A 16,203-nucleotide genomic window follows, 5' to 3' on the forward strand; every position below is an offset into this window, starting at 1 on the left:
CCGACCAGCCCTCTGCCGCACCTCCCGCCACGACCGAAGGACCATCCCGCATGAGCATGACCCCGGAGCAGGCCACCTGGTTCGCCGACGTCGCAGGCCGCATCGTGACCAACGTCGAGCAGGTGCTCCTCGGGAAGACGTTCGTGATCCGCCTCGCGGTCACGGCGATGCTGAGCGAGGGACACCTGCTCCTCGAGGACGTCCCCGGCACGGGCAAGACGAGCCTGGCCCGGGCGATGGCGCAGAGCGTGCAGGGAACCACGAACCGCATCCAGTTCACCCCCGACCTGCTGCCGGGTGACATCACCGGCATCAGCGTCTACGACCAGCGGACGCAGGAGTTCGACTTCCACCGCGGGCCGGTCTTCGCGAACATCGTGCTCGCCGACGAGATCAACCGTGCCAGCCCGAAGACCCAGTCCGCGCTGCTCGAGGCGATGGAGGAGTCCGCGATCACGGTGGACGGCGTCAACCACCGTCTCGCTGCGCCGTTCATGGTCATCGCGACCCAGAACCCGATCGAGCAGGCCGGCACGTACCGCCTGCCCGAGGCGCAGCTCGACCGCTTCCTGATGAAGACGTCGATCGGCTACCCGGACCACGCCGCGACGGTGAAGATCCTGGAGACCTCGTCGGCTCCCTCGGCGTCGGTCCCGCTGGCGAGCGTCGTGCCCGCCGCGACCATCACCGAGATGGCGGCCCTGGCGCGCACCGTGCACGTCGACGCCGTGATCGCCGACTACGTCGCCCGCCTGGTCGACGCGACCCGCTCGGCGAGCGAGGTCCGACTCGGCGTCAGCGTCCGCGGTGCGATGGGCCTGATCCGTGCGTCCCGCGTCCTCGCGGCGCTGAGCGGTCGGCACTACGTCACCCCGGACGACGTGAAGGCGCTTGCGGTCCCGGTCCTCGCACACCGCCTGGTGCTCGACGCCGAGGCCGAGTTCGACGGCGTCAGCGCACCGAGCGTCATCGCACAGCTGCTGGTGGAGACCCCGCCGCCCGCCGACCGAGTCACGACGTGACGGACCGCCGGTCCGTCTCCACGCGCTCGCGCCGTCCGTCCTCGACGCGGTCGCGTCGTGGCACGACGGCGTACGAGCGCACGGGGACCGTCACCGGCATGACCAACGTCCGGACGCGCATCGTCGGTGACCGCGACGGCGTCGCAGCGGATGCGGTGATCGGGATCGTCCGGATCTGGGCAACGGCCTGGAGGTTCGTCCTGCGTCTCTGGGGCGAGGTCTCGTCCGTCGTCACCGGGCTCGGGTGGACGGTCGCCGCGCTGACGCTCGTCGCGTTCGTGGCCGGCTACCGGTTCGGCCTGCGGGAGATCGTCGTCGTCGGGTTCGCCGGTGCGGTGCTCGCGGTCGTCGCCGCGGTGGCGCTGATCGGCCGGTCGCGGCTCGCGATCCGGATGCGGTTGCCGCAGCACCGCGTCGCGGTCGGCGACGAGGCCGGTGTGATCGTCACGGCCGAGAACCCCACACGGTTGCCGTCGGTGCCGACGACCGTCGAGGTGCCGGTCGGATCGGGCCTCGTGGACGTGGCGATCCCCGCCATCGGGCCGCAGGGCACGTTCGAGCGGCAGGTTCCCGTCCCCACGCTCCGCCGCGGGGTGCTCGACGTCGGTCCCGTGACCGGGGTCCGCGCCGACCCGGTCGGGCTCGTCCGCCGCGAGGTCGTCTGGACCGCCCGCGAGCAGGTCATCGTGCACCCGCGCACGATCGCGATCCCGTCGACGAGCACGGGCCTGGTGCGCGACCTCGAGGGGCAGGCGACGACCGACCTGTCGCCGTCGGACATCGCCTTCCACGCGATCCGCGAGTACATGCCCGGTGACGACCCCCGCACCATCCACTGGAAGTCGACCGCCAAGTCCGGCGCGCTCATGGTCCGGCAGTTCGAGGACACCCGACGCTCGCACCTCGTGGTCGCGCTCGGCATCGCCCGCGGCGAGTTCGCCGACGACGAGGAGTTCGAGCTCGCGGTGAGCGCCGCGGCGTCGCTCGGTGCCCGGGCGATCCGCGACGGCCGTGAGGTCTCGGTCGTGGTGTCGCAGCGCACCCCGGAGTTCGCCAAGCGCGCCGTCTACGCCGTTCGGACGCTCCCGACGGTGACGCCCACGCGCCTGCTCGACGACTTCGCCTCGGTCGGCCTCGCCGACGCCTGCCTGCCCATCGCCGAGGTCTCGCGGATCGTCGGCAGCGACACCGAGGGCATCTCCGTCGCGTTCCTCGTGGTGGGGTCCACCGTCGGCCTGCCCGCCCTGCGGCTCGCCGCCACCCGGTTCCCCGTCGGGGTGGAGGTCGTCGCGGTGATCTGCGAGCCCGAGGCCCAGCCCCGGTTCCTGCGGGTCGCCGGCCTGACCGTGATGACCATCGGCTACCTGGACGACCTCCGGCACGCCCTGCACCGATCGGCGTCGGCAGCGTGAGCGCCGCACCCGTGACCACCCCGGCACCCTCGGCGGACCGGGCGAGGCGTTCCACGCGACGGTCGGACCGTCGCGATGCCCGACGGCTCGTCCCGTTCCGGCTCGCCGGCGGCACCCTGGCGGTCTGGCTGCTGCTGGCCGTCGCGAGCACGTCGTGGTGGCCGGTGTACCGCGACCCAGCGATGCTCACCGCGGCGGTCACCGCGATCGTCATCGGGACGGTCGTCGCGCTCCTCGGCACCCTGTTCCGGCTGCCGACGGCCGTCGTGGCGATCGCGACGGTCGCCGCCTTCACGGTGAGCGGTGTCCCCGCCGCCGTGCCGAGTCAGGCCAACGGCCTGCTGCCCACCGGGCGCGGATTCCTCGACCTCTTCGCGGGCGTCGCCCTCGGCTGGAAGCAGCTGGTGACCATCAGCCTGCCCGTGGGGTCGTACGAAGCGTTGCTCGTGCCGTACTTCGTGACGCTGCTCGTCGCCACGGTGACCGCCGTGAGCGTGGCGACCCGCGCCTCCAGGCAGGAACTCGCGAGCATCCCGGCACTCGTGCTCTTCGCGGTGGGCGTGGTCGTCGGGCCGAGCCGGCTCGACACGTCGATCGTGACGGCCGTCGTCCTGGTCGGCATCGCGCTCGTCTGGGCGCTGACGGTGCGGCACGCGCGTCGCGCGGTCGCGGTGGCCACCACCATCGGTTCCCGTGTGCCGGTCGCGCGGTCGATCGTCCGTCCGGCGCTCGTCGGCACGGGGACCATCGTGGCCGCGGCGGTCGTGGCGACCGGTCTCGGCCTGGTCGCTCCGCCGTCCGGGGACCGCACGGTCGCGCGCACCGACGTCGTGAAGCCGTTCGACCCCCGCGACTACGTCAGTCCGCTCAGCGGGTTCCGTGCCTACGAGGAGTCGACGGCATCGGACGCCACCCAGCTCCGGGTGACCGGTCTGCCGAAGGACGGGTTCGTCCGCATCGCGACGCTCGACACGTACGACGGCGTGGTCTACCGCGTCGGCGGGTCCGACGGTTCGGCCGGCTCGGGCACCTTCGAACGGGTGCCGACCGCGGTCGACGTCCGGGGTGTCCGGGGCACCACGGTCGACGTCGGGGTGACCGTCGACGGCTACCGCGGTGTCTGGTTGCCCACCGTCGGCGACCTGGAACGTGTGCAGTTCACCGGGAAGGACGCCGACGACGAGCGCGGCGCGTTCTTCTACAACGGGTCGACCAGCACCGGCGCGGTGGTGGGCGGCGTCGGCGACGGCACCTCCTACGACCTCACCGCGGTGCTGCCCGACCAGCCGACCGAACGGCAGCTCGCCGCCGCCCGGCCGGGGAGCGCTGCCGTGCCCACCGCGCGGGACGTCCCCGACGCCGTCCGCGACACCGTGGAGTCGACCACGAAGGACGTGTCGGCGCCCGGGGCGAAGCTCCTCGCCGCGCTGCAGGCGCTGCAGCGGAACGGGTACGTCAGCCACGGTGTCGGTGACGACCGGAAGAGCCGGTCGGGCCACGGCGCCGACCGGGTCCAGGAGCTCCTGACCGCACCCCTGATGATCGGCGACCAGGAGCAGTACGCCGCGGCCGCCGCACTCATGGCGGACGAGATCGGGTTCCCCGCACGGGTCGTGATGGGCTTCACCGCCGGGGGAGACTCTGGCCGGAACGGCACCGCACAGCGCGGGGGGACGACGACCTTCCGCGGGTCCGACGTGACGGCTCGCATCGAGGTGGACACCGCGCAGTGGGGATGGGTGATGCTCAACCCGAACCCCGAGGTGCGCGACATCCCGAACGAGCAGCAGCAGACCCCGCAGCCGGTGACCCGGCCGGAGACCGTCGTGCCGCCGCCTCCGGTGGACCAGCAGGACCAGGACCAGCAGGCGCCTCCGGAGAGCGACCGGAACACGCCGCCGGTGCAGCCGCTCTGGCTCCAGATCCTGCTCGCGGTGCTGCCCTGGGCACTCGGGACCCTCGGCGTGGTCGCACTCGTGCTCCTGCCGTTCGCCGTGATCGTGCTGCTGAAGCGACTGCGACGGCGCCGACGGCGGAACGCCGCCTCGCCGCGGGGCCGCATCGTCGGTGCCTGGGACGAGTACCGTGACCAGCTGCTCGACCGTGGGCACGACGTGCGGCGTTCCGCCACTCGTCGTGAAGCCGTCGTCGGCGCACCCGGCGAGGGCGGTACCGGACTCGCTGCGCTGGCCGACCGCGCGGTGTTCGGACCGAGCGACCCCGACCAGACCACCGCCGACCGCATGTGGTCCGCGACCGACGACGCGATCGGCTCGTTGCGCCGTGACCGCACCCGCCGGGAGCGGTTCCGCACGGCGGTCTCGCTCCGGTCCCTGCGGGGAACGCTGCGGCGTCCGACGGCGCGGGCTCGTCGGGGGACCGGCGGCCAGGGTGCACCGGGGCGCGGCGACTACGATGTCCAGAGGCCGGACGAGCGTCGTGGTCGGCCGAGTGAGGACAGAGGCACCACGTGATCAGATGCGAACACTGCGGATCGATGCTCCCGGACGGGGCGATCTTCTGCGGTGAGTGCGGCCGCGCGGTCACCGCTGCGGCGAGCCGTCGCCCGGTCGCGCCGACCCCCGTCGAGCAGGCACCACCGCCGCCGTTGCAGCAGCCCGACGCGCACGGCCGACGATCCGACCCCGCCTCCGACGCCTGGTTGCCCGAATCCACGCTCGACCCCGCGACCCGTGCCTGGCTCACCGGTGCCGACCGCCGCGGCGAGGAACCGCCGGCCCCCGTGCCGGTGCAGCGTCCCGATGACCTCGCCCCACGACAGGCGCCCTCGCACGTGCACGGTGCCGGGTCGGGGCTCGACGACTGGTCGGGTGCGGCGGACCGGTCAGCGGCCGAGCCGGTCCTGGACCCCGACGCCTACGCGTCCGACCCGCTCGACGCCGACGACCCCGAGCGGACCCGGATCGCCCCGGCACCCAGTCGACCCGCGACACCCGCGGCGCCGGCGAACGACGCCGATGCGCCCACCGTGCAACAGTCGGTACCGTCTCCGCCAGCCGCTCCCGTCGCTCCCGTCGCGCCTGTCGCGCCCGAGCCCTCCCTGCCCGTCTGGGCACCGCCAGCCGACTCCGCACCGCCGGCAGCACCCGCCGGTCCGTCCTGGTGGGTGGGCCGGGGCGCACCTGCCGCCGCCGAGGCACCCGCCGAGCCGGTCGTCCCGCCCATGCCGGGAGCACCGTCCGAACCGGTCGCCGAGCAGGACGCTCCGGCTTCCGCGCGTGCGTCCGACGCGCCGGTCGTTTCCGCGCCGGAGCCGGACCACCTGACCGTCGCTGCCTCGGAGACCGCTGCCGACGACGACCAGTCGCCCGTCGTGTCGCCCCCGCAGCCCGGGGACACCGCCGTGGTCGAACCGCTGATCGACCGCCGTCCGCCGCGTCCGGCCCCGCTCGTCACACCGGGCATGCACGAGACGACCATCTGCCACGTCTGCGGCAACCGGCTCGAGCCGGACGACATCTTCTGCGGTGAGTGCGGGGCGGTCCGGCCCGCCGTGACCGCGGCCTTCACCGGCCCGGTCATGCCGTTGCCGATGACCCGGCCCGACTGGGCAGCGGACGACACCGCCGGCACCGAGACGTCCGAGGCGAGCACCGCCACGAACCAGGCAGACGGGCACGACAGCAGTGCGGACGAGCCCGCGGACCCAGACCGGTCCGCCGACGTCGCCGCACTCGACGAGCCGGATGACGAGATCCAGGCGGACGACGAGTCCGTCCCCGCCGACGTGGAGCAGTCGAGTCCGGGCGGACGCCCCCGCGGGGCGCACGCTGCACCGGAGACCGAATCGGAGACACCGCGCGGGGCGCCTTTCGTCGCGGATTCGCCGATCCCACCCGTGCCGGGTTCCGTCGCCGCGCCGTCCTCGGCGCCGTCCACCACGACCACGGGCGCACCGCTCGCTGCGCCCCTGCCCCCGATCCCGGGCGTGACCGGACCGGCGCTGCCCCTGCAACCGGCTGACCGGCCGGACTCGAACGCCGGAGCCGACGACCTCGACGAGGACGTCGACGAGACCCGCATCGTCGCGAAGACCCCGACCCGGGCTCCGTTCGTGCTGCACTTCAGCACGGGTGAGCGGCTCGGCGTGCACGGCACCGGGCTCCTCGGACGACTGCCCCGACCGCAGCCGGGCGAGCGCTACGACGACCTGCTGACCGTGCACGATCCGGGCAAGTCCGTGTCGAAGACCCACCTCGAGCTCGGCCGGGACGGCGATGACCTGTGGGTCTCGGACCGGTTCTCCGGCAACGGCACGGTCGTCCGGCACATCGACGGATCCATCCGCCGCTGCGAGCCCGGTCGCCGGTACCGCGTCGAGCGGGGCGCGCGGGTCGACATCGGTGAGCAGTTCTTCCTGGTGCAGTAGGGCACTTCTCCACAGATCCGCTCCCGGGCCAGCGCCGGGCACCCGGTTCCTGGTGCGATGGGGACATGTCCCGGTTCACCGCTCGCTGCGTGGTCGTGGGGGCCGCGGTCGCGCTCGTCGTGGTCGGCGTCCTCGCGCCGCTCAGCGGCGTCGGGCACGGTGTCCTGCTCGGCGCAGGCGCGTGCTGCGCCCTGGTCGACGTGGTGCTCCACCGTTCCGCGTCGGCGCTCCCGGCGGACCGTCCGGTCGTGGTCGTCGCGCCGTCGATCCCCGACCGGGTCGGTGCTCCGGGCACACCTCCTGACACGTCGGAACGCCTCCACGTGCTGCAACCGCCGGCGGCCCTCGTCCCCGACGCCGATGGTGGGTCACCCACACTCGTCCTCGGACACGGTCCCGGCGATCACGTGGTCCGGGTCGATGCGGCGTCACACGTCGCGGTCGTCGGGACCGGGGCACTGGCCCTCGCGGTGTTCCGCGGGCTCGCCGAGCAGCTCCGTGCCGCTGCCGTCCACGACGGGGACGACCTGCGGTGGGCCGTCGCGCCCGGACTCCTGGACGCCGGGGGACCGACCAGCGACGAGCCCTCGCTGCGCACCCTGCCGCGGGGCACCTCGGTCGCGGTGTGGATGGACGAGGGCGGCCGACCGCTCGGCACCGTGGTGCTCGTGGCCGGACTCGGATCGGTGCCCCGACACCGGGACGTCACGGTCGAGGTCACGCGGTACGGCTGTTCCGTCCGCCGATCCGACGACCACGACGTCGTCCGGGTCGCCCCGGCGCTCCCGCTGCTCGACCTCGACCCCGTCGGCACCGGCTGAGGAAGCGCGCCGCACGAGGGCCGCCGATCGATCGGCGACGACCGAGCATCAGCGCAGCCCGGCGCCCGCGCGCACCGTCCCGACGGGCACGCCGCCACCGAGGACCCGCTCACCGGTCGCCTCGAGCACGTCGGCCACCCCGTCGGCCGCGACGAGCCCGTTGCGCTCGAGCAGGGCCAGGGCTGCCAGGGTGCCGGCCCGTTGCGAGCCGTCGAGCACCTTCACCGCGACCGCCGCACCGCCGGGCAACCCCATGACCATGACGCCCTCGGCACCGAACTTCGCCAGCACCTGCAGCCGCTCGATGGTCACCGTGTTCGCACGTCCGACGCCGTCGATCGCCCACGGGTGGGCCAGGACCGCGTCGGTCAGGGCGGCGGAGTCGTCGTCGGCCCGTGCCACGACCCCGGCGAACCCGCGCGCGAGCCCGGTCAGGCTCAGCGGGAACACGGGAGCGCCGCAGCCGTCCGTGCCGACCAGGTCGACGGTCTCGTGCGTGTACTCCTCGACCACGGAACGCACCCGCTGCTGCAACGGGTGCTCCGTGTCCAGGTACGTGGCTTCGTCCCACCCGTTCACCCGGCAGGCGGCGAGCATGCCGGCGTGCTTGCCGGAGCAGTTCATGGCCAGTCGGCGGGGGCCGTCCATCGTGCGGGCGGTCCTGCGGTCGAAGGGCATGTCCGGCGGGCAACCGAGGTCGGCCTCGACGTGGTCGAAGGACTCGAGCATGTGCAGGGCGAGCGCCTGGTGCGCGGCGGTGCCGGCGTGGCTCGCGGTGGTGAGGACGAGCTCCTCGTCGGAGAACAGCGCACCGGCTCGTCGGACCGCCAGCGCCTGGAACGGCTTCATGGTGGAACGCGGGTAGATGCTCGCGGTCACGTCGCCGACGGAGTCGATCACCGTGCCGGTCGCGTCGACGACGACGCCGGCTCCGACGTGTCGGCTCTCGTCGAACCCTGAGCGTTCGAGCACCGCCAACTCGACGGAACCGTCGGCGGTGAGAGGATGGCGATCACTGCGGACTTCGGGGCTCACCGTCATGCCGCCATGCTAGCCAAGGCGAAGGGGCGCACCCGTGCACGACCACTCCTACGAGGTCTCCGTCAGCTGGACCGGCGACCGCGGGACCGGCACCTCCGGGTACCGCGACTACGGCCGCGAACACGTGGTCTCGGCCACCGGCAAGCCCGACGTCCCCGGCTCCGCCGACCCGACGTTCCGCGGGGACCGTGACCGTTGGAACCCCGAGGAGATGGTGGTCGCGGCACTGGCCCAGTGCCACATGCTCAGCTACCTGCACGTCGCGGTCACGAAGGGCTTCACCGTCGTCGACTACCGGGACACCGCGACCGCGTCGCTCCGCCTGAACCGCGACGGGTCGGGCGAGCTGACCGAGGCGACCCTGCACCCGGTGGTCACGATCCTCGAGGCCGACCGGGTGGCGGACGCCGAGGCCGCGCACACCACGGCCAACGAGCTCTGCTTCATCGCGCGGTCGGTGGCGTTCCCGGTGCACCACGAGCCGCAGCTGGTCGTCCGACCTGCGTCATTGGCAGGGGACTCTTCGGCTGGTGGGGCAGACTAGGTTCCCGTGAAGCGTCTCCGCCTGCTCCCGATCGCCATCGTCCCCGCCGTCGTGCTGGGACTCGCCGCCTGCTCCGGCTCCGGTTCGAGCGGGCCCTCGGCCTCGCCGACCCCGTCGGCCAGTGCCACGGCCTCGGCGATCACCTCGTGCCCCGACCCCGGCAAGTCGTCCGACTCGATCAAGGCGACCGGGGCGTTCGGGGGAGCGCAGGCGCCGACCGTGAAGTTCGCGTCCGGTCTGTCCGCCAAGACCCCGCAGGCCACCCGGCTCGTGCAGGGCAAGGGCGCGTCCCTCGACGAGGGCGACTACGCGCAGGTCTCCTACAGCGTGTACGAGGCGTCCGACGCCAAGAAGCTCGGCACCGTCGGCTTCGACGAGGGCAACCCGCAGGTGCTCTCCGTCGGTGGCAAGGGCTTCGGCGCGCTCCTGGCCTGCTCGAAGGTCGGCGACCGGATCGCCGCGGTCGGACAGTCCTCCGCACTCGGCTTCAACACCGGCGGCGAGATCGTCGTGGTCGCCGACGTCGTCGCGCAGACCCCGACCAAGGCGAACGGCACCCCGCAGGACCAGGACCCGGGACTGCCCTCGGTCAAGGACAAGGCTTCCGGTGAGCCGGAGATCACGGTCCCGAAGGGCGTGAAGGCACCCACGAAGACCACGGTCGAGGTGCTGAAGCAGGGCGACGGCGCCGCGATCGCCGACGGCGACACCGCGCTCGTGCAGTACAAGGGCGTCGTCTACGACACCGGCAAGGAGTTCGACTCCTCGTGGTCGAAGGGCGTCCCCACCACCTTCACCGTCTCGGAGAGCGCGCTCATCAAGGGCTTCGTCACCGGGCTCGTCGGCCAGAAGGTCGGCTCGCAGGTGCTCATCGTCGCTACGCCGGAGGACGCCTACGGCGCCAACCCGCGGGAGGGCTCGGGCATCCCGAAGAACGCCACGCTCGTCTTCGTCGTCGACATCCTCGCCAAGGGCTGACCGTGACGGACGACCGCGTCGGCAGCGCCGGTCCGGAGCGTCGGCGCATCGTCGTCCTCGGCAGCACCGGCTCGATCGGCACCCAGGCGCTCGACGTCGTCGCCCGCAACCCCGACCGGTTCGAGGTCGTCGGGCTCACTGCCGGCAGCAACCGTGCACTGGTCGCCGAGCAGGCCGCCCGGTTCGGCGTCCGCGACACGGCGTTCGGTGCGGCCGACTCGGAGCAGCTCGTCCGCAGCGTCGAGGCCGACGTCGTCCTGAACGGCATCACGGGCTCCGTCGGCCTCGGTCCGACGCTCGCGGCGCTCGAGAGCGGCGCCACACTGGCCCTCGCCAACAAGGAGAGCCTGATCGTCGGCGGCTCGCTCGTGCAGCAGGCCGCGGCGCCCGGGCAGATCGTGCCCGTCGACAGCGAGCACTCCGCGATCGCGCAGGCGCTCCGTTCCGGCGCCGACACCGAGGTGCAGCGGCTCGTCCTCACGGCGAGCGGCGGTCCCTTCCGCGGGCGCACCCGTGAGCAGCTCCACGACGTCACCCCCGCCCAGGCGCTGGCGCACCCCACCTGGGACATGGGACTCGTCGTCACGACGAACTCCGCGACCCTGGTGAACAAGGGGCTCGAGGTCATCGAGGCGCACCTGCTCTTCGGCGTGCCGTACGACCGCATCGACGTCACCGTGCACGCGCAGTCGATCGTGCACTCGATGGTCGAGTTCGTCGACGGCTCCACCATCGCCCAGGCATCGCCGCCGGACATGCGGCTGCCGATCGCGCTCGGCCTGGCCTGGCCGGACCGCGTGCCCGGCGTCGGCGTCCCGCTCGACTGGACGACCGCGAGCACGTGGACGTTCGAGCCCCTCGACCAGGACGCCTTCGGAGCCGTTGCCCTCGCGAAGCGCGTGGGCGAACTGGGTGGGACGTTCCCGGCCGTGTTCAACGCCGCGAACGAGCAGGCCGTCGCCGCGTTCCACGCCGGCGCGATCGGTTTCCTGGACATCGTCGACACGGTCGAGCACATCGTCGAGGAGCACACCGCGGGGGAGCCGTCACTCGACGGCGTGCTCGCTGCGGAGCAGTGGGCGCGCACCGCTGCGGACCGCGCACTGACCCGCTGACGCGGGTCGCGCCTCCCGTCCGACGCGGAGGCGGCAGACCGCGGACGTGACGCACCGGCCTGGAGGCCCAGCTCGCCTCGCAGACGGCGCTCGGCTCCGTCATGGAATCAGTCCCGTACTCTTTCCCGGTGACCGTCGAATCCGTCCTGCTCTTCGTCCTCGGCGTGGTCGTCTTCATCATCGGCCTGCTGGTCTCGATCGGACTCCACGAGCTGGGGCACCTGTCCTTCGCGAAGCTCTTCAACGTCAAGGTGACGCAGTACTCGCTGGGCTTCGGCAAGGCGATGTGGTCGTTCAAGCGGGGTGAGACCGAGTACGGCATCCGCCCGATCCTGCTGGGCGGGTACATCTCGATGGTGGGCATGCTCAAGCCGCGCGCTTCGGGCCGCGAGATCACGAACACGGGGATGTACAGCGCCTTCGTGCAGGACGCCCGTCAGGCCAGCGCCGAGCAGATCGCGGACTCCGGCGGCGACGACTCCCGCGCCTTCTACCGCCTGACGCCGTGGAAGCGGATCATCGTGATGGTCGCCGGCCCGGCGATGAACCTGGTGATCGGCATCGTGCTGTTCGGCGTGCTGCTGTGCGGGTTCGGGGCACCGACCACGACCTTCACGTCGAGTGTCGGCTGCGTCCTGCCGAACAGCCGGACGACCGAGTGTTCGCCCGGCGACGCCGTGTCCCCGGCGAAGCAGGCCGGCATCGCCTCCGGCGACGTCGTGCTCTCGGTGAACGGCGAGCAGGACCCCACGATCACGCGCGTCTCCCAGGTCTTCCAGGAGTCCGCGGGTGAGCAGGTCACCGTGGTCGTCGACCGCGACGGCGCGCGGAAGACGCTCGAGATCACCCCGACGACCGCCACCCGTGACGTCTACGACGCCGAGGGGAAGGTCGTCAAGAACGACGACGGCACCACGAAGACCCAGCGCGTCGGCGTGGTCGGCGTCAGCATCGGTCAGTCCCTGGTGCGGCAGTCCCCGGCCGCGGTCCTGCCCGCGACGGGCGCCCAGATCGCCGCGTCGGCGCACCTGATCATCGACCTGCCGCAGCGTCTGGTCGCGGTGTGGAACGCCGCGTTCGGTGCGCAGGAGCGGTCGCAGGACAGCCCCGTGTCGGTGGTCGGTGTCGGTCGTGCGATCGGGGAGGTCTCGTCGATGAGCGGTGTCCCCGTGGTCGACAAGGCGTACACGATCCTCGGGCTGCTGGCCTCGCTCAACATCGGCCTGTTCGTGCTCAACATGGTGCCGCTGCTGCCGCTCGACGGCGGGCACATCGCGGGCGCGCTGTGGGAAGCGATCAAACGACGGTCGTTCAAGCTCGTCGGCAAGGCCGACCCGGGGCCCATCGACCTGGCGAAGACGATGCCGCTGACGATGGTCGTCGTGGTGCTGCTGGCGGGCATGAGCGCGCTGCTCATCTACGCCGACATCGTCCGACCTGTGAACCTGTTCGGGTAGCGCTCGGAGCCACTACGCTCAGCGCATGAGCACAGCCGCCACGAACCCTCCCGAGGTTCGCGCCGTCGAACGACAGGGGCTCGACGTCATCGCCGAGTCGGATCGGAAGGGCTCCCCGAGGGGGCTGTTCTGGCCGTGGTTCGCGGCGAACATCTCCGTCCTCGGCATCGCGTACGGGTCGTTCGTCATCGGGTTCGGTATCTCGCTGGCCCAGGCGACGATCGTCTCGGTCATCGGGGTGGTGTTCTCGTTCCTGCTGTGCGGCATCGTCGCGATCGCCGGCAAGCGCGGTTCGGCGCCGACCATGGTGCTGAGCCGAGCGGCGTTCGGGGTCCGCGGCAACCGGGTGCCCTCGTTCCTCAGCTGGGTCCTCACCGTCGGGTGGGAGACCTCGCTCGCCGCGCTGGCGGTCCTGGCGACCTCGACCGTCTTCACCGAGCTCGGTTGGGACGGCGGGGTGCTGACGAAGGTCGTCGCGCTGATCGTCGTCGCAGCGCTCGTGGTCGGCGCCGGGATCGCCGGGTTCGACGTGATCATGCGCCTGCAGACCGTGATCACCGTCGTCACCGCCGTGTTGACCGTCGTCTACATCGTGCTCGCCGCGCCGACGATCGACTTCGCGGCGCTCGGTGCCCTGCCGTCCGGCAGCACCCAGAACGTCATCGGGGCGCTCGTGCTCGTGATGACCGGGTTCGGCCTGGGCTGGGTGAACGCCGCCGCCGACTACTCGCGGTACCTGCCGCGGGGCGCGTCCACCGGTGGCGTCGTCGGGTGGACGACCCTCGGTGGCGCACTGGCACCGGCGATCCTCGTGGTCTTCGGCGTCCTGCTCGCCGGGTCCTCGCCGGACCTCAACGCTGCCATCCAGGACGACCCGATCGGCGCGCTCACCACGATCCTGCCGATCTGGTTCCTCATCCCGTTCGCGATCGTGGCGATCCTCGGGCTCGTCGGGGGAGCCGTCCTCGACATCTACTCGTCGGGCCTCGCGCTGCTCAGCGCCGGCGTGAAGATCCCGCGGCCGGTCGCCGCCGGGGTCGACGGCGCGTTCATGGTCGCCGGCGCCGTGTACATCGCCTTCTTCTCGGAGAGCTTCGTGAAGCCGTTCCAGGCGTTCCTCGTGACCCTCGGGGTGCCGATCGCCGCGTGGGCCGGCATCTTCGTCGCAGATGTCCTGCTCCGTCGTCGCGCCTACGCCGAGGCGGAGCTCGACGATCGCCGCGGGCGCTACGGAGACGTCCGGTGGCTGCCGATCGCGCTCGTCGTGCTCGGCACGGTGCTCGGCTGGGGTCTGGTCACGAACACGTACGGCGTCCCCGCGTGGCTGAACTGGCAGGGCTACCTGCTCGGCCCGTTCGGACTCGGCGGACGCGGAGGCGCCTGGGCGTACGCGAACCTCGGCGTCCTCGTCGCCCTGCTGGTCGGGTTCCTCGGCACGCTGCTGTTCGCGCGTGGGTCGATCCGCCGTCAGGAAGCACTGAGCACCCCGGAAGCACTCGGCACCCCGGAAGCACTCGGCACCCCGGACGACCTGCGATGAGCGCGGAGGTCCCCGACGACGCCTGGCTCGTCGTCATCGACATGCAGCAGGTCTTCACGGGCGAGAACCCGTGGGCGGCACCGCGCTTCGACCACGCCGGCGCCGGCATCGAACGGCTCCTGCCCCGGTTCACCGGTCGCACGGTCTTCACCCGCTTCGTCGCCCCGGTCCAGCCCGAGGGTGCGTGGGTGCCGTACTACCGCGAATGGCCCTTCGCGCTGCTCCCGGACGCCGACCCGCTGTACGCGCTCACCGAGCCCTTCGCGTCTGCTGCCGCGGACCGGAACGACCCCGTCGTCACGGAACCGACCTTCGGCAAGTGGGGGACGGGCCTCCAGGCCGTCGTCGGCGACCATCCGCACCTGGTGCTCACGGGGGTGTCGACCGACTGCTGCGTGCTGTCGACCGCGCTGGCGGCGGCGGATGCCGGCGCGACGGTGACGGTCGTGGCCGACGCCTGCGCCGGCGCCAGCGACGCGGACCACGACCGGGCCCTCGCGGTGATGCGGCTCTACGCCCCGCTCATCACGGTCGTGGACTCGGTCAGGGAGCTCTGAACGGACCCACGGGGACCAGAGCCGGCATGGTCAGACCGAGCGCGTAGAGTGCTCACGTGCCCGCAGTCAACCTCGGTATGCCCAAGTCCCCCGAAACCCTCGCTACGCGTCGCAAGTCGCGGCAGATCCGGGTCGGCAAGGTGCTCGTGGGCGGCGACGCCCCGGTGTCCGTGCAGTCGATGACCACGACGCAGACCACCAACATCAACGCGACGCTGCAGCAGATCGCCGAGCTCACGGCGTCCGGCTGCGACATCGTCCGGGTCGCCGTGCCCACGCAGGACGACGCCGACGCGCTGGCGATCATCGCGAAGAAGTCGCAGATCCCCGTGATCGCCGACATCCACTTCCAGCCGAAGTACGTCTTCCAGGCGATCGACGCCGGCTGCGCGGCGGTCCGCGTCAACCCGGGCAACATCCGCAAGTTCGACGACCAGGTCGGCGCGATCGCCAAGGCTGCCAAGGACGCCGGCGTCTCGCTCCGCATCGGTGTGAACGCGGGGTCGCTCGAGCCGAGCCTGCTGCAGAAGTACGGCAAGGCCACCCCCGAGGCGCTCGTCGAGTCCGCCGTGTGGGAAGCCTCCCTGTTCGAGGAGCACGACTTCCACGACTTCAAGATCTCGGTCAAGCACAACGACCCGATCGTCATGGTGAAGGCCTACCGCCAGCTGGCCGCCGCTGGTGACTGGCCGCTGCACCTCGGTGTGACCGAGGCCGGGCCGGAGTTCCAGGGCACCATCAAGAGCGCCACCGCGTTCGGCATCCTGCTGGCCGAGGGCATCGGCGACACCATCCGCGTGTCGCTCTCGGCCCCGCCCGCGCAAGAGGTCAAGGTCGGCCTGCAGATCCTGCAGTCGCTCAACCTGCGGGAGCGCAAGCTCGAGATCGTCTCCTGCCCGAGCTGTGGCCGCGCCCAGGTCGACGTCTACCAGCTCGCGAACGACGTCACGAAGGGGCTCGAGGGCATGACCGTCCCGCTCCGCGTGGCCGTCATGGGCTGCGTCGTGAACGGACCGGGCGAGGCACGTGAGGCCGACCTCGGCGTCGCCTCCGGCAACGGCAAGGGGCAGATCTTCGTCAAGGGCCAGGTCGTCAAGACCGTGCCCGAAGCCGAGATCGTCCAGACGCTCATCAACGAGGCGAACCGCATCGCGGACGAGATGGGTCCCGCGGCCGCCACCGGCACGCCCCAGGTGATCATGGCGCCGTAGGCGCGACCACCATCCCGACCGGAGGCCCGGTGCCAGCTGGCACCGGGCCTCCGGTCCGTCGTCGGGCGGCGCCGGCGCTGGCGACAGCGCCGGTCTGCACGGTGCGTGCTTCGCG

13 protein-coding genes are annotated in these 16,203 nt (G+C 72.1%); 12 read left to right on the plus strand and 1 reads right to left on the minus strand.

What is annotated here, in order from left to right; all coding sequences use genetic code 11:
• Positions 1-50: 50 nt before the first annotated feature.
• The 5 genes from ITJ50_RS11230 to ITJ50_RS11250 all read left to right on the plus strand — a co-directional run bounded on the left by ITJ50_RS11230 (position 51) and on the right by ITJ50_RS11250 (position 7,645).
• Positions 51-1,022 (plus strand): AAA family ATPase, encoded by a 972-nt coding sequence (locus ITJ50_RS11230; protein ID WP_027465773.1) that lies wholly within the window; start codon positions 51-53, stop codon positions 1,020-1,022.
• 98 nt (positions 1,023-1,120) lie between these two features.
• Complete coding sequence (locus tag ITJ50_RS11235) at positions 1,121-2,434, plus strand: DUF58 domain-containing protein (protein ID WP_040418733.1); 1,314 nt, start codon at positions 1,121-1,123, stop codon at positions 2,432-2,434.
• Complete coding sequence (locus ITJ50_RS11240; RefSeq protein ID WP_194590516.1) at positions 2,431-4,908, plus strand: DUF3488 domain-containing protein; 2,478 nt, start codon at positions 2,431-2,433, stop codon at positions 4,906-4,908. Before ITJ50_RS11235 ends, ITJ50_RS11240 begins: the two co-directional genes overlap by 4 nt.
• Positions 4,905-6,824 (plus strand): zinc-ribbon domain-containing protein, encoded by a 1,920-nt coding sequence (locus tag ITJ50_RS11245; RefSeq protein WP_323749906.1) that lies wholly within the window; start codon positions 4,905-4,907, stop codon positions 6,822-6,824. Before ITJ50_RS11240 ends, ITJ50_RS11245 begins: the two co-directional genes overlap by 4 nt.
• A 65-nt stretch (positions 6,825-6,889) precedes the next feature.
• The gene (locus ITJ50_RS11250; RefSeq protein ID WP_056068818.1) at positions 6,890-7,645 is read left to right on the plus strand and encodes a hypothetical protein; all 756 of its coding nucleotides are present in this window, start codon (positions 6,890-6,892) and stop codon (positions 7,643-7,645) included.
• A 48-nt stretch (positions 7,646-7,693) separates the two neighbouring features.
• Here ITJ50_RS11250 and ITJ50_RS11255 read toward each other — a convergent pair whose 3' ends face one another.
• Positions 7,694-8,686 (minus strand): asparaginase, encoded by a 993-nt coding sequence (locus tag ITJ50_RS11255; RefSeq protein ID WP_194590518.1) that lies wholly within the window; start codon positions 8,684-8,686, stop codon positions 7,694-7,696.
• Between the two features lie 34 nt (positions 8,687-8,720).
• Here ITJ50_RS11255 and ITJ50_RS11260 point away from each other — a divergent pair, with 34 nt between their 5' ends.
• From ITJ50_RS11260 to ispG, 7 genes are all read left to right on the plus strand, one after another.
• Positions 8,721-9,230, plus strand: coding sequence for an OsmC family protein (locus ITJ50_RS11260; RefSeq protein WP_017885731.1), 510 nt, complete (start codon positions 8,721-8,723; stop codon positions 9,228-9,230).
• Positions 9,231-9,236: 6 nt separating this feature from the next.
• A complete protein-coding gene (locus ITJ50_RS17905) occupies positions 9,237-10,208 on the plus strand; it encodes an FKBP-type peptidyl-prolyl cis-trans isomerase (RefSeq protein WP_194590519.1) in 972 nt (323 codons plus the stop codon).
• 2 nt (positions 10,209-10,210) lie between these two features.
• Positions 10,211-11,323 (plus strand): 1-deoxy-D-xylulose-5-phosphate reductoisomerase, encoded by a 1,113-nt coding sequence (dxr, locus tag ITJ50_RS11270; protein WP_194590520.1) that lies wholly within the window; start codon positions 10,211-10,213, stop codon positions 11,321-11,323.
• Between the two features lie 128 nt (positions 11,324-11,451).
• Entirely contained in the window at positions 11,452-12,780 is a 1,329-nt protein-coding gene (locus ITJ50_RS11275) for a M50 family metallopeptidase (RefSeq protein WP_017885728.1), read from the plus strand.
• Between the two features lie 25 nt (positions 12,781-12,805).
• The gene (locus tag ITJ50_RS11280) at positions 12,806-14,320 is read left to right on the plus strand and encodes a purine-cytosine permease family protein (RefSeq protein WP_194590521.1); all 1,515 of its coding nucleotides are present in this window, start codon (positions 12,806-12,808) and stop codon (positions 14,318-14,320) included.
• Positions 14,317-14,877: a cysteine hydrolase family protein gene (locus ITJ50_RS11285; protein ID WP_017885726.1), complete on the plus strand. Its 561-nt coding sequence runs from the start codon at positions 14,317-14,319 to the stop codon at positions 14,875-14,877. Before ITJ50_RS11280 ends, ITJ50_RS11285 begins: the two co-directional genes overlap by 4 nt.
• Before the next feature lie 56 nt (positions 14,878-14,933).
• On the plus strand, positions 14,934-16,088 hold the full coding sequence (gene ispG, locus ITJ50_RS11290) for a flavodoxin-dependent (E)-4-hydroxy-3-methylbut-2-enyl-diphosphate synthase (RefSeq protein ID WP_194590522.1): 1,155 nt from the start codon (positions 14,934-14,936) through the stop codon (positions 16,086-16,088).
• Positions 16,089-16,203 lie beyond the last annotated feature (115 nt).

It is taken from the genome of Curtobacterium sp. VKM Ac-2889 (assembly GCF_015350855.1).
In the GTDB taxonomy this organism is placed as follows: Bacteria; Actinomycetota; Actinomycetes; order Actinomycetales; family Microbacteriaceae; genus Curtobacterium; species Curtobacterium poinsettiae.

Bases quoted from the DNA above. Each gene is read 5' to 3' on its own strand.
- ITJ50_RS11230 (WP_027465773.1), top strand. From the start codon at position 51: ATGAGCATGACCCCGGAGCAGGCCACCTGGTTCGCCGACGTCGCAGGC.
- ITJ50_RS11235 (WP_040418733.1), top strand. From the start codon at position 1,121: ATGACCAACGTCCGGACGCGCATCGTCGGTGACCGCGACGGCGTCGCA.
- ITJ50_RS11250 (WP_056068818.1), top strand. From the start codon at position 6,890: ATGTCCCGGTTCACCGCTCGCTGCGTGGTCGTGGGGGCCGCGGTCGCG.
- ITJ50_RS11255 (WP_194590518.1), bottom strand. From the start codon at position 8,686: ATGACGGTGAGCCCCGAAGTCCGCAGTGATCGCCATCCTCTCACCGCC.
- ITJ50_RS11280 (WP_194590521.1), top strand. From the start codon at position 12,806: ATGAGCACAGCCGCCACGAACCCTCCCGAGGTTCGCGCCGTCGAACGA.
- ITJ50_RS11285 (WP_017885726.1), top strand. From the start codon at position 14,317: ATGAGCGCGGAGGTCCCCGACGACGCCTGGCTCGTCGTCATCGACATG.